The 12404-nt window shown below is 47.1% G+C and carries 10 protein-coding genes; 4 read left to right on the forward strand and 6 right to left on the reverse strand.

Annotated features, from left to right (window positions below):
* A partial coding sequence (locus VIP81_RS32890; protein WP_331972309.1) for a hypothetical protein occupies positions 1-723 on the forward strand: 723 nt, incomplete at its 5' end.
* Positions 724-732: 9 nt separating this feature from the next.
* On the opposite strand, the gene VIP81_RS32895 is transcribed toward VIP81_RS32890, so the two are convergent.
* The 4 genes from VIP81_RS32895 to VIP81_RS32910 form a co-directional block, all read right to left on the reverse strand.
* Entirely contained in the window at positions 733-1203 is a 471-nt protein-coding gene (locus VIP81_RS32895; protein ID WP_331972312.1) for a MarR family winged helix-turn-helix transcriptional regulator, read from the reverse strand.
* A 281-nt stretch (positions 1204-1484) separates the two neighbouring features.
* The gene (gene uxuA / locus VIP81_RS32900) at positions 1485-2660 is read right to left on the reverse strand and encodes a mannonate dehydratase (RefSeq protein WP_331972315.1); all 1176 of its coding nucleotides are present in this window, start codon (positions 2658-2660) and stop codon (positions 1485-1487) included.
* Between the two features lie 84 nt (positions 2661-2744).
* Positions 2745-4073: a glycerate kinase gene (locus VIP81_RS32905; protein WP_331972318.1), complete on the reverse strand. Its 1329-nt coding sequence runs from the start codon at positions 4071-4073 to the stop codon at positions 2745-2747.
* 62 nt (positions 4074-4135) lie between these two features.
* Positions 4136-4579, reverse strand: a complete 444-nt coding sequence (locus VIP81_RS32910; protein WP_331972321.1) for a hypothetical protein — start codon at positions 4577-4579, stop codon at positions 4136-4138.
* A 196-nt stretch (positions 4580-4775) separates the two neighbouring features.
* Here VIP81_RS32910 and VIP81_RS32915 point away from each other — a divergent pair, with 196 nt between their 5' ends.
* Positions 4776-7823, forward strand: a complete 3048-nt coding sequence (locus VIP81_RS32915; RefSeq protein WP_331972323.1) for an amidohydrolase family protein — start codon at positions 4776-4778, stop codon at positions 7821-7823.
* Between the two features lie 45 nt (positions 7824-7868).
* A complete protein-coding gene (locus VIP81_RS32920; RefSeq protein ID WP_331972327.1) occupies positions 7869-9167 on the forward strand; it encodes an amidohydrolase family protein in 1299 nt (432 codons plus the stop codon).
* A gap of 67 nt (positions 9168-9234) precedes the next feature.
* On the opposite strand, the gene tyrS is transcribed toward VIP81_RS32920, so the two are convergent.
* Positions 9235-10515 carry a tyrosine--tRNA ligase gene (gene tyrS / locus VIP81_RS32925; protein WP_331972330.1) on the reverse strand — a complete coding sequence of 427 codons (1281 nt, stop codon included), beginning with the start codon at positions 10513-10515 and terminating at the stop codon, positions 9235-9237.
* A gap of 183 nt (positions 10516-10698) precedes the next feature.
* On the opposite strand from tyrS, the gene VIP81_RS32930 reads away from it, so the two are divergent.
* On the forward strand, positions 10699-11394 hold the full coding sequence (locus VIP81_RS32930) for a hypothetical protein (RefSeq protein WP_331972333.1): 696 nt from the start codon (positions 10699-10701) through the stop codon (positions 11392-11394).
* A gap of 80 nt (positions 11395-11474) precedes the next feature.
* On the opposite strand, the gene rfbD is transcribed toward VIP81_RS32930, so the two are convergent.
* Positions 11475-12341, reverse strand: a complete 867-nt coding sequence (gene rfbD / locus VIP81_RS32935) for a dTDP-4-dehydrorhamnose reductase (protein ID WP_331972336.1) — start codon at positions 12339-12341, stop codon at positions 11475-11477.
* Positions 12342-12404 lie beyond the last annotated feature (63 nt).

A 12404-nucleotide genomic window follows, 5' to 3' on the forward strand; every position in this document is an offset into this window, starting at 1 on the left:
TTCCACCCAAAATGGGTAGTGTTGGCAACAGTCATATTGCTGGCTGTAGCCGGATTTATTTATTACCAATGGCGTCCATCCGGTAAAATGCTGGAATACACCAATCATACCGGACATATTGATACACTCCGCCTGGCAAAAAACAGCCGGGTGATTACCAATAAAGAAACGACTATCGCCTATGCGGCCAGGTTTGATGTAACACCGGAGTTGCAGGTGGTTAACGGTGACGCCTATTTTGAAATCAATCAGCAGGGGCGCATCCGGATGCAGCTGGATGAGCACACTATTTTATACGCGGCGAATGCAGTATTTAATGTGCACAAAACGGCTACTATCTCCCAGGTATTGGTGGTGAAGGGTAGAGTTACCCTTGTACCGGATAAGGGCAATAAACTACAGTTAACGGCCAATATGCAGGCGAAACGGGAGCTACACCATCCGTTGCAAAAGAAAACGGTGAAAAGTCAATCGCAGCTGGCCTGGAAAACAGGGCATCTGAAGTTTCGTAATATTCCTTTGGAAGAAGTGCTGGATGGCGTAAATGGCTATTATGGTCTTGAAATCCTGTTGCCACCCTCTGCCGGTAATCTGTATAAACGCCGGCTCACCGCAGATTTTGAGAATAAATCTGCTGATGAGACATTGGTCATGTTACGCAAAATGCTGAATGTGCCTATCGTAAAGGACAGTGCCAACAGGTATTATGTAAGCATGAAATAGGCGTGCAGACTAGTCCAGTTTTAAACCTGCATTTAATTTTTTGAGAATAGTTTTCAGCTCAGTCAGTGCGTCTGTGCCGATAATACTTTCGTACAAGGCCTGTATTTCATCTACTCCTTCATACGCGTTGATCATAAAGTCTTTTCCTTTTTCGGTGAGGAAAATTACGCTGGCACGGTTATCAGTATCGTGTTTACGGGTGCTGATATAGTTTTCTGCTTCCAGGTTTTTCACCACCTTACTCATGGCTTGTTTGCTGATACGGGCTTTTCTGGCGAGGTCGTTGTTGATGGTACCCTGTGGGTCGATGTGCACAAGCAGTACCATGTCGCCCAGCTTAAAATTTTTGTATCCGCGTTCCTGAACTCTTTGCGTAATACGCTGGTCTATATCTTTTTTGAACAGGTTGATCAAACGGGCAAGGCTATCAGGTCTTTTGGCCAGGCATGCCTCGTATCTCGCATCTACAGTTGCGCTCATCGTATTGTAGGTTTAGTAAAAATGTACAGTTGATAAAATCTCGTATCCTGATGCAATGCTACAAAAAAGCAGCGATTTTTACGATTATAAAAAGAAAGACCCACCATAATGGGTGGGCCTTTTTAATATTTTGATAAAGCAGTGGTATTTGTACGCGTAATCAGCCATTACGGTATATGTTCAAAAACGCTTTCTGCCCTGGTGTAACATCTCAGTCCGACGATGGTATTGCTTATCCCCACCTTTACTCTTTGTGCAGACCTGATGCTGGTAGATGTCAGTCAATCAGAGCCTAGAGCCCCCGCGATGCCCATTTCCAGGCCGCGCAGCTCTGCCAGTCCGCGTAAACGGCCGATGGCGCTGTAGCCAGGATTGGTTTTTTTATGGAGGTCATCCAGCATCTGGTGGCCATGGTCCGGCCGCATAGGAATGGAAACATTGCGGCGTTTCATGGTGGTGAGGATGTTTTTCACTACGGCAAACATGTCTACATCGCCCTCCAGGTGGTTAGCTTCGTGGAAGTTGCCCAACGCATCCCGCTGTGTGCTGCGGAGATGGATGAAGTGAATATGATCCCCCAGGCGTTCTATCATACCCGGCAGATCATTGTCTGCCCGTACGCCATAGGACCCGGTGCAGAAGCATAAGCCATTGGCTGCGTAAGGGGCTGCTATCAGCAGTTCCCGTGCATCCTGTTCGGTGCTTACCACACGTGGCAGGCCGAAAATCGGAAATGGAGGATCATCCGGGTGGATGGCCAGTTTTACACCTGCTTCTTCTGCAATAGGGGCTATTTGTTGCAGGAAATAGAACAGGTGCAGTTTCAGCTGGGTGGCATCAATGCCTCTGTATTTATCTAATGCGGCCTGGAACTGTTGCAGCGTAAAGCTTTCTTCAGATCCGGGTAATCCGGCAATAATATTTTTTTGTAACAGTGCACGGTCTTCATCGGTCATGCTGTCGAAATGTTCTTTCGCACGGGCAATGTCGTCGTCGCTGTAATCTTTGGCTGCTTCCGGTCTTTGCAACATGAACAGGTCAAACGCCACGAAGGCTGCTTTTTCAAAACGCAATGCTTTGGAGCCGTCTTCTACGGTGTAAGAAAGGTCAGTGCGGGTCCAGTCCAGTACCGGCATAAAGTTGTACGTGACAGTACGTATGTCGCATGCAGCCAGATTACGCAGGGTTTGCTGGTAGTTGTTGATGTAATCTCTAAACTGACCACTCTGCGTTTTGATATCTTCATGCACCGGCACACTTTCTACGACTGACCAGGTAAGACCTGCCGCTTCGATGATGGCTTTCCGCTTTAAAATCTCTTCTATCGTCCATACCACGCCATTAGGTACATGGTGCAATGCGGTAACGATTCCAGTAGCGCCAGCCTGTTTTATATCAGACAAGCTTACCGGATCATTAGGCCCGTACCATCGCCATGTCTGTTCCATTCTCAGCATAATGCAAATACGTTTAGTAAATCCAGAATTTCTAATTCCAAACCTCAAAAATATAATCTATCCACACATATACAAACTTTGATTTTAAATTTTAGGGGTATCTGCGGTAATGAGCACGATCATGAGGTCCATTACATTGGTTTGGGTAGGCCCTGTAATCATTAACCCGCCTGCTTTTGAGAAGAAATGCCACGCGTCGTTGTTTTGTAAAAAACTATTTGCGTCCAGCTGCATATTTCTGGCATTTTGCATCGTTGATGCATCCACGATAGCTCCTGCTGCGTTGGTAGGTCCATCGCTGCCATCGGTGCCTCCGCTTAAAAAAGTGAGTGTAGGATGTGATGCGAGTGCGATGCCTGCTGCCAGCGCCAGCTGCTGATTGCGGCCACCAAGGCCGGTTCCGGTGATGGTTACCGTGGTTTCGCCGCCAGCCAGCAAACAGGCAGGGAGTGGTCCCCGATAGTTGAGCGCCGTTTGTATGAGTGTGGCAGCTACCGTATGTGCATCACCGGTAGTGGTATCCGATAACAGTAACGGATGATAGCCCAGCTCCCGGGCCTTGCCGGCAGCGGCTTCCAGTGCTATGCGATTGGTGCCGGCCAGGTAGTTATGCACCTGCGCAAAATGATGATCACCCGGTTTAGGCGTTTCCGGTAGTTGACCGGTCATGCCGTTTTCGATATGTTGGAGGAGTGGAGCGGATATTTTTTCCGGGAGATGATATTTGCGGAGTACCGCCATGGTATCGGCAAAGGTAGACGGGTCGGGCACAGTAGGTCCTGACCCTATCACACTCAGGTCATCACCCACTACGTCGCTCAGGATCAGCGTACATAACGTTGCCGGATATATGCTTTTGGCGAGTTGCCCGCCTTTGATGGCCGACAGATGTTTACGCACCACATTCATTTCCCGGATATCAGCACCACTTTTGAGCAAGGCTTCAAACAATTGTTGTACTTCCGGGAGTTGACTGCCTGCTGGTACATCCGCCAGCAGCGCGGACGCACCACCCGATAAAAGGAAAATAACCAGGTCCTGCGGCTGCACCTGCCCGGCTATGGCCAGCAGTTTAACAGAGGCGGCTACACTATTTTGATCCGGTACCGGATGCCCGGCTTCCAGCAAAGAAAGCTGTTGTAACGGTAACGCATGCCCGTATTTGGTGATCACCGTACCTTGTAGCGGAAAATGGGGCAGCAGTATTTTTTCCAGTTCCTGTGCCATCGCGGCAGCAGCTTTGCCCGCCCCCATGACCCATACATGGGCGCCCTCCGGAATCGCATAATCATCTCCCGAAATAGTAATCACACGGGAGGCCGGCTGCACCTGCACATTTTTCCGCATCAGCTCCTGCGGATGCACCGCCGCTACGGCATGCAAAAAAATATCTTTTATATCAGCTGTTGTCATCCGTTTCGGAAATAAAAAAAGCAGTGAGTACACTCACTGCTCACAGGTTATCAATAAATTATTTATTGTCTGGCCGTCGAATCCTTCGTCTCTTTCTTCACTCGCTTCTTCTCCATTTTTTGTTCGAGTTGATCCTTTTTATTCATTTCCCAGTCGTTCCACTTTTTATACTGCGAGGCAGTAAACACCATTTTAAAACGTTGGCTGCGCTCCGAATCCAGTGCTTTGAACTGGGTCATCTTTTCTTTTTTAGTGAGCGAAGTATCGGTTTTTACCGCATCCATCCGGCGCACAATATCTTCATTGATCACATAGATCTTTTTTGACTGCTCCTTATTTAAACCAAGTTTATGAGAGATTTTATCTGTTATTTTATCAGCCCTGCCTTCTGCCGTCCAGCGGCCTGTTGAAGTAGTACTATCTTTTACCTGGGCAACAGCAGTCGTCGTCATCACAACAAAAAAACAGGCTAGCAGCACCTGTGTATAAACGGAAATAAACTTCATAGTCAGCAAATATTAGACGAATTTAAACAAACTTAAGGTGTAATCCCCTGTCAAATTATCCCTTTTTCGTGTGAATCCAAAATTTTAGGATCCCCTTACCATTCATAAAAAATATCCGTTTTTATTAAACTCCGCCTTAATGATTTACTACATTTAACGAATCAACTGAATCTGAACCGAAAAATAAAAGATTTACATGAAAAGAGCTTTTGAGAAACCCGGGATAGCCCTGCTATCACGGTGTATTACCTATGCCATGAAGCGGTACCGCAGTCAGGTGGTTTTGCTGGCGCTACTCGCTACAGGCACCTACGCCAGCGCACAGGAAACTTTTCCTGTAAACGGTATTGCCGATCCCCGCGAAGGATGTTTTGCCTTTACACATGCCACTATTGTAAAGGATGCACAAACCATCCTGCAAAATGCGACCCTCGTTATCCGTGATGGAAAAGTGATAGATGCCGGTCCGGCTGCCACTGTCCCGAAAGATGCGGTGGTACTCGATTGTAAGGGAAAGTACATTTACCCTTCCTTCGTGGATATTTACAGCAGCTATGGGTTGTCTGAACCCAAGAAAGGCGGCTCCGCCTGGAATGCAGCTCCCCAGTTCCTGTCGAACACCAAAGGTGCATATGGCTGGAATCAGGCCATCAAAAGTGAGGTAAATGCCGTGGACTTGTTTTCGGGAGATGATGATAAAGCGGCTCCATTACGGGAAGCCGGTTTTGGTACGGTGCTCACCCAGCAGCCGGATGGTATCGCCCGCGGTACTGCCGCCCTGGTGACCCTGGCCACAGAAAAAGAGAATAAGGTGATCATTCGTGAAAAAGCCGCCGCTATCTATTCGTTCGATAAGGGCACGTCTACACAAAATTATCCCAACTCCCTCATGGGTTGTATCACTTTGCTGCGCCAAACTTATCTGGATGCACAATGGTATAAATCCCAGCCGGCCAAAGAAGGTGTGAACCTTAGTTTGCAGGCATGGAATGCCAACCAGCAACTGCCGCAACTGTTTGAAGCCGCCGATAAATGGGATGTACTCCGGGCCGATAAAATAGGCGATGAATTTGGCATACAATATATCATTAAAGCCAGTGGTAACGAATACCAGCGCATCGCAGAAATGGCCGCCACCAAAGCTGCTTTCGTATTGCCGCTGAATTTCCCCGGCGCCATCGACATGGAAGATCCGGCCGATGCCCGCTTTGTTTCCCTGTCCGAGATGAAACACTGGGAAATGGCCCCCTCAGAACCCGGCGCTTTCGAAAAAGCCAATATCCCTTTCTGCTTAACAGCAGCGGATCTGAAAGACGTGAAACAATTTATGGCCAATGTACGTAAAGCCATCACATATGGGCTTAGTGAACAAAAAGCACTGGAAGCATTAACAAAAACACCCGCCACCCTTTTAAAAGCATACGATAAAGTAGGTAGCCTCGAAGCCGGCAAGCTTGCTAACTTCCTCATCACTTCCGGCCCCATCTTCAGTGAAAAAACCATCCTGTACCAAAACTGGGTACAAGGTAATCGCTATGTGATCAAAGCAGATGGCTGGGACGATATTCGTGGCATCTATACCGTTACGCTCACGCCGGGCAACAGCTACAGCGTGGAAGTAAGGGGTACTGCCAGCGCACCACTGCTGTCTGTTTTACAGAAAGATACACTCCCCGGTCGCATCGATGTAAATGGAAAACTGGTGTCGATGTCTTTGCCACTGGCTAAAAACAGCCAGCGCAGCATTCGATTGAGCGGTATTATCAGCGGTAGCAACTGGACCGGCACCGGTTCCGACACCAGCGGTAACATTGTAAAATGGACGGCTGCATTTGTGAAAACAGCACCGGAGAAAGCTGATTCTGTAAAGAAAAATACCGCCGTCACTTTAGGTCCGTTACTATATCCATTCAATGGCTACGGCTGGGAGAAGCTGCCTAAACAGGAAGATCTCCTCATCAAAAATGCTACGGTATGGACCAACGAAAAAGAAGGGAAGCTCGAAAATACCGATGTATTACTTCGCAACGGAAAAATTGCACAGATAGGTAAAAACCTGTCTGCCGGCAATGCCCGCGTAATTGATGGTACCGGCAAACACTTGTCTGCCGGCATTATCGACGAGCATTCACATATCGCCATCAGCAGAGGCGTGAACGAATCATCGCAATCTGTGACGGCAGAAGTGCGGATTGCAGACGTATTAAATCCTGATGACATCAACATTTACCGGCAACTGGCCGGCGGCGTTACCGCTTCCCATTTATTGCATGGCAGCGCCAACGCCATCGGCGGACAATCACAGCTGATCAAACTCCGCTGGGGACAAAATGCGGAAGACCTGAAAGTCACCAACTGGGATCCTTTCATCAAATTTGCATTGGGTGAAAATGTGAAACAATCCAACTGGGGTGATCGTAACACCGTACGTTTCCCACAGACCAGGATGGGGGTTGAACAGATTTATGTAGATGCGTTTACCCGTGCCCGTGATTATGAAAAACAAGGTCCCGGCAAACGCCGTGATCTGGAACTGGACGCACTCGTGGAAATATTACATCAGCAACGCTTTATTACCTGTCACTCTTACGTGCAGAGCGAAATTAATATGCTGATGCATGTGGCCGACAGCTTCCATTTCCGTGTAAATACCTTCACACATATCCTGGAAGGCTACAAAGTAGCAGACAAAATGAAAGCACATGGCGCCGGTGCAGGTACCTTCGCCGACTGGTGGGCATATAAAATGGAAGTGCAGGATGCCATCCCTTACAACGCCGCCATCATGCACAACGTAGGCGTAGTAACGGCCATCAACTCTGATGATGCTGAAATGGCCCGTCGCCTCAACCAGGAAGCCGCCAAAACCATTAAATATGGCGGTGTAAGCGAAGAAGATGCGCTCAAAATGGTGACCATCAACCCCGCTAAATTGCTGCATGTGGATAGCCGCATGGGCAGTATTAAAGTAGGAAAAGATGCCGACGTAGTGTTGTGGAGCGATAATCCGCTGAGCATATACGCCAAAGCAGAGAAAACCATCGTAGATGGTATCGTGGAATTTGACCGCGACAACGACGCGCTGTTACGTAAACGAATCACCGCAGAGCGCAACCGCCTCACGCAACAGCTGCTGGGAGAAAAGAAAAAAGGTACGCCTACGAAAAAAGCGTCTTTCGTGCCGGATGAAATGTACCACTGTGAAGACTTGCAGGGTGGACACCAGACAGCCATTGGTGATTAAGCAACTATTTGAAACATTTTAAGCTCACTGCAAATGCAAACAGCGATGAAAAGAAATATCTTATTATTCAGCCTGGCGATGGGGTTACATACCGCATCTGCACAGGAAACTATATCTCCGGCGGCTCCACAGGATAAGCCAATATACCTTACCAATGCCACTATTCATGTGGGCAACGGAGAAGTGATCAACAACGGCACCATTGCATTCAGCAAGGGAAAAATCACCGCAGTAGGCGGTAATGTACCTGCCGCTGGTAGCGATGTTACCGTGGTAGACCTGAAAGGACAACATGTGTACCCCGGCATTATTGCGCCGGAATCCAAACTGGGCCTGGTGGAATTTGAAAGCGTGCGCGCTACTATTGATGCGAAGGAAGTAGGTGAAATAAATCCCTCTGTACGATCTATTATCGCGTACAATGCAGATTCTAAAGTGATCAACACCCTGCGCTCCAACGGAATCCTGCTGGCACAGGTAACGCCGGAGGGAGGGATCATCAGCGGCGCTTCTTCTGTAGTACAACTCGACGCCTGGAACTGGGAAGATGCTGCCTATAAAACAGATAACGCCTTACATTTTTACATCCCCAGCCTGTTGCCCGTTGCCAACGAAGGTCGCCGTGGCGGGGGCACTCCTCCGGCAGATCGGCTGAAGGTGGCTATGGAGCAGATTGAAAACGTAAGAACATTTTTCCGCGCCGCCAAAGCCTATCAGCAGGAAGCCAAACATGCCGCAACCAATCTGAAATTTGAATCTATGCGCCGGCTGTTCACCAAAGAACAGCAGCTGTTTATTCACTGTGACCTGGTAAAGGAAATGCTGATTGCCGTTGATTTTGCAAAAGAATTTAATGTAGATGTGACCATCGTGGGTGGCACAGATGCCTGGCTCATAGCAGACATCCTCAAACAAAATAATGTGCCGGTGATTTTAGCGCAGCCACATAGTTTGCCGGTTATGCAGGACGACGATATAGATCAGCCTTATAAAACCGCGGCGTTGCTGCAGAAAGCCGGCGTGCTGTTTTGCCTCAGCAACGAAGGTTTCTGGCAACAGCGCAACCTGGGTTTTGAAGCCGGTACTGCAGGTACCTATGGTCTCAGCAAAGAAGAAGCCCTCACCGCTGTGACGCTGAATGCCGCTAAAATATTAGGGATCGATAAAATAACAGGTTCCCTGGAAACCGGTAAGGATGCTAATATTGCCATCAGTACCGGTGATATACTGGATATGAAATCCAGTGTGGTGACAAAAGCATTTATTCAGGGAAGAGAAATTAACCTGGATAATAAACAGAAGCAATTGTATGAGAAGTATGAGAAGAAGTATGGATTGAAATAATATGGGGTGAGTATAAAAAAAGAAAGGCTGGTAGCGATACCAGCCTTTTCTGTTGTATGAGTGAAGATTATATCGTTTTGATAACGATGTATTCTTTTCCTTTTTGTAACAGGATGTATTTATCTCTCAACAAGGAATCTGTATTAACAATCATATCAATACCTGGTACTTTTACTTTATTTACGCTGACGCCGCCGCCCTGTACCATCTTACGGGCTTCACTTTTGCTGGGAAGTAAGCCGCTTTCAGCTAACAGGCTAACAATATCTTTACCTGCCTCAATTTCAGCCCTGGCTACTTCATACTTACGAACATTGTTCAGCAGATCCGTCAGGTCCTCTTCAGAAAGTGAGGACAATAGTGCTGCCGTATTTTTATTGAACAATATGGAAGATGCTTCTACTGCAAAATTGTAATTTTCTTCGCCATGAATGAATGTGGTAACTTCTTTGGCCAGGCGTTTTTGCAGGAGCCATTGTCCCGGATCTTTTCTATGTTCTTCAATCAAAGCATCCACTTCGGGTTGTTCCATGAAGGTGAATATCCTGATATAGCTTTCTGCATCTGCATCTGTTGTTCTCAGCCAGAACTGGTAGAACGCATAAGGAGACGTACGTTTAGGATCCAGCCATACCGTACCTGATTCGGTTTTACCGAATTTGGTGCCATCTGCTTTTTTAATCAGCGGACAGGTAAAAGCAAAAGCCTCACCGCGGGCTTTACGGCGCACCAGTTCAGTACCGGTAACGATGTTACCCCACTGATCCGAGCCACCCATCTGCAGTTTACAGTTTTTAGCAGTATACAAATGATAGAAATCGTAACCCTGTATCAGTTGATAGGTAAATTCTGTGAAAGACATCCCGTTGTCGCCTTCGATCCGTTTTTTAACGGAATCTTTAGCCATCATATAGTTTACGGTGATGTGTTTACCGGTATCGCGAATAAAGTCGAGGAAGGAAATGTGTTGGAACCAGTCGAAGTTATTCACCATTTCTGCCGCATTGGGTTTGGCAGGATCAAAGTCCAGGAAGCGTTCCAGCTGTGCTTTGATACCATTCACATTTTTTTGCAGGGTATCCAGGTCCAGCATTTTTCTTTCTTCCGCTTTAAAGGAAGGGTCGCCTACCATGCCGGTAGCGCCGCCCACCAGTGCCAGGGGCTTATGTCCTGCCTTTTGCAGGTGCACCAGCAGCAGAATAGGCACCAGGCTACCGATATGCAATGACTCCGCAGTAGGGTCAAAACCAATATAAGCAGTGGTCATTTCCTTTTGCAGTTGCTCTTCCGTACCAGGCATCATATCCTGTAGCATACCCCGCCAGCGCAGTTCTTCTATCAGATTCATGATTTTAATAACAATTTTTGCAAACCTACATAAAATTAACAGGATTCGCCGATTTTAAGGGGCGGAGGACAGATCTGACAAATATCCAGTAAATTTATAGTAGCCGCCAGCCGGCTCATTCATCCATCATTGTGTTGATTCATAAGATATCAATTTTTCATCTTCCCCAAAACACCTTGTTTTATGAAAAGTGTACTCCTCTTTTTATTACCCCTCTGTAGCATCACGCCGCTTCTGGCACAGGATTGTAAAGGTTTTTATTACCTGCTGAACAACGCCGAAATTGAAATGACCGTATATGATGGCGGCGGTGCCGCCGTAGGTAAAACCATCTACAAGATCAACAGTGTACATAAAGACGGTGACGGCATCGGCTCTGATTTTTCCAATACCTATTATGACAAGAGCAATAAGGCCGTAACCACCGGCGCGGGGCATTTTAAATGCAGCGGTAACAGTGCCGCCATAGACATGAAAATGAGTATTCCGGCTATGCCAGGCATGAACGACACCAAAATGGAAGGTAAGGCTAACGCTGCTTTCCTGGATTATCCTTCGAATATGCAGGTAGGACAGGAGCTTTCCGGCGGTTCCTACGAAATGAAGAGTAATGTAAAAGGAATGGACATGGAACTCCGCTATACCATCAAAAACAGAAAGGTAACCGGAAGGGAAAATGTCAGCACTGCCGCCGGTAGCTGGAACTGTTATGTGATCACCTATGATCTTGATTTTCAGATGACCATGATGAGCAAAGTAATGCCCATGAAATTTAGCGCGGTGGAATGGTATGCCCCGGGCTTTGGTCCGGTAAAAACGGCATCTTCCAAAGATGGGAAAAAGATGGGAGGTACTTTAATAACAGCGTTGAAGAAGTAGATAGCTGATAAAGGAGGAGAGGCTGATTAAAAGGCGTGGGCAGGGGATTTCCTGGTGCTGCCTTTTAATCAGCCTCTCTTTTATATATTTTTCAGGCATTTCGCTAAACTATCCCTCCAGTAAGGAATAGTGATGCCGAAGGTGCTTTTTATTTTTTCCTTATTTAATACGCTGTACCACGGGCGTTTTGCAGCCGTTTTATACTTGTCGGAGGTAACCGGGAAGATGGTAGTCGTTGCGCCGGTCATCTCTTTAATTGCTACTGCGAAATCGTACCAGCTGGCTACGCCCTCATTGCTATAGTGATATACGCCTCCGATGGCAGCATCCGTGTTGGCTGCTTTGTATTGCAATATATCGAGGATGGTTTTGGCCAGATCACCTGCATAAGTAGGCGTACCTGTTTGATCAAATACAACGGTTAATTCCTGTTTTTCCTGCATCAGGTCCTTCATACGCTTAGCGAAGTTTACCGCGTACTCTGAGTAAAGCCAGGATGTACGGAGTATAATGGTATCTGCACTAAAGCCTGCTGCTGCCGCTTCCCCACGTACTTTGGACGCGCCATAAATGCTCTGTGGATCCGTTTCATCTGTTTCTGTATAAGGCACATTTTGTTGGCCGCTGAATACATAATCAGTAGAAATATGCAGTAACTGTGTTTGATGTTGTTCGCAGATTTCTGCGAGGCTCAGCACTGCCTGGAAATTCAACAAAAAAGCATTGTCTTCATCTCCTTCTGCTTTATCAACCGCGGTATAAGCAGCGCAGTTGATACAGGCATCAATTTGTTGGGCAGAGAAATAAGCTGCCAGCGCATCTGCATTCGTGATATCCAGGTCCTGGTAATCGGTAAATAACAGGTTAAATTGTGGATAAGCGCCGGCAACCTTTTGTAAGGACTGTCCTAATTGACCGTTTCCACCGGTAACGAGAATATTTTTCATAGCAAATGATCAGCTGTTAAAAATAAAATTATGATGTATGTCTGCCAGTGTTGGCAGAATAAG

The organism is Chitinophaga sp. (assembly GCF_036566945.1).
Lineage (GTDB): Bacteria > Bacteroidota > Bacteroidia > Chitinophagales > Chitinophagaceae > Chitinophaga.

Bases quoted from the DNA above. Each gene is read 5' to 3' on its own strand.
- tyrS (WP_331972330.1), bottom strand. From the start codon at position 10,515: ATGAATCTGATAGAAGAACTGCGCTGGCGGGGTATGCTACAGGATATG.
- VIP81_RS32895 (WP_331972312.1), bottom strand. From the start codon at position 1,203: ATGAGCGCAACTGTAGATGCGAGATACGAGGCATGCCTGGCCAAAAGA.
- VIP81_RS32905 (WP_331972318.1), bottom strand. From the start codon at position 4,073: ATGACAACAGCTGATATAAAAGATATTTTTTTGCATGCCGTAGCGGCG.
- VIP81_RS32910 (WP_331972321.1), bottom strand. From the start codon at position 4,579: ATGAAGTTTATTTCCGTTTATACACAGGTGCTGCTAGCCTGTTTTTTT.
- rfbD (WP_331972336.1), bottom strand. From the start codon at position 12,341: ATGAAAAATATTCTCGTTACCGGTGGAAACGGTCAATTAGGACAGTCC.
- uxuA (WP_331972315.1), bottom strand. From the start codon at position 2,660: ATGCTGAGAATGGAACAGACATGGCGATGGTACGGGCCTAATGATCCG.
- VIP81_RS32915 (WP_331972323.1), top strand. From the start codon at position 4,776: ATGAAAAGAGCTTTTGAGAAACCCGGGATAGCCCTGCTATCACGGTGT.
- VIP81_RS32920 (WP_331972327.1), top strand. From the start codon at position 7,869: ATGAAAAGAAATATCTTATTATTCAGCCTGGCGATGGGGTTACATACC.
- VIP81_RS32930 (WP_331972333.1), top strand. From the start codon at position 10,699: ATGAAAAGTGTACTCCTCTTTTTATTACCCCTCTGTAGCATCACGCCG.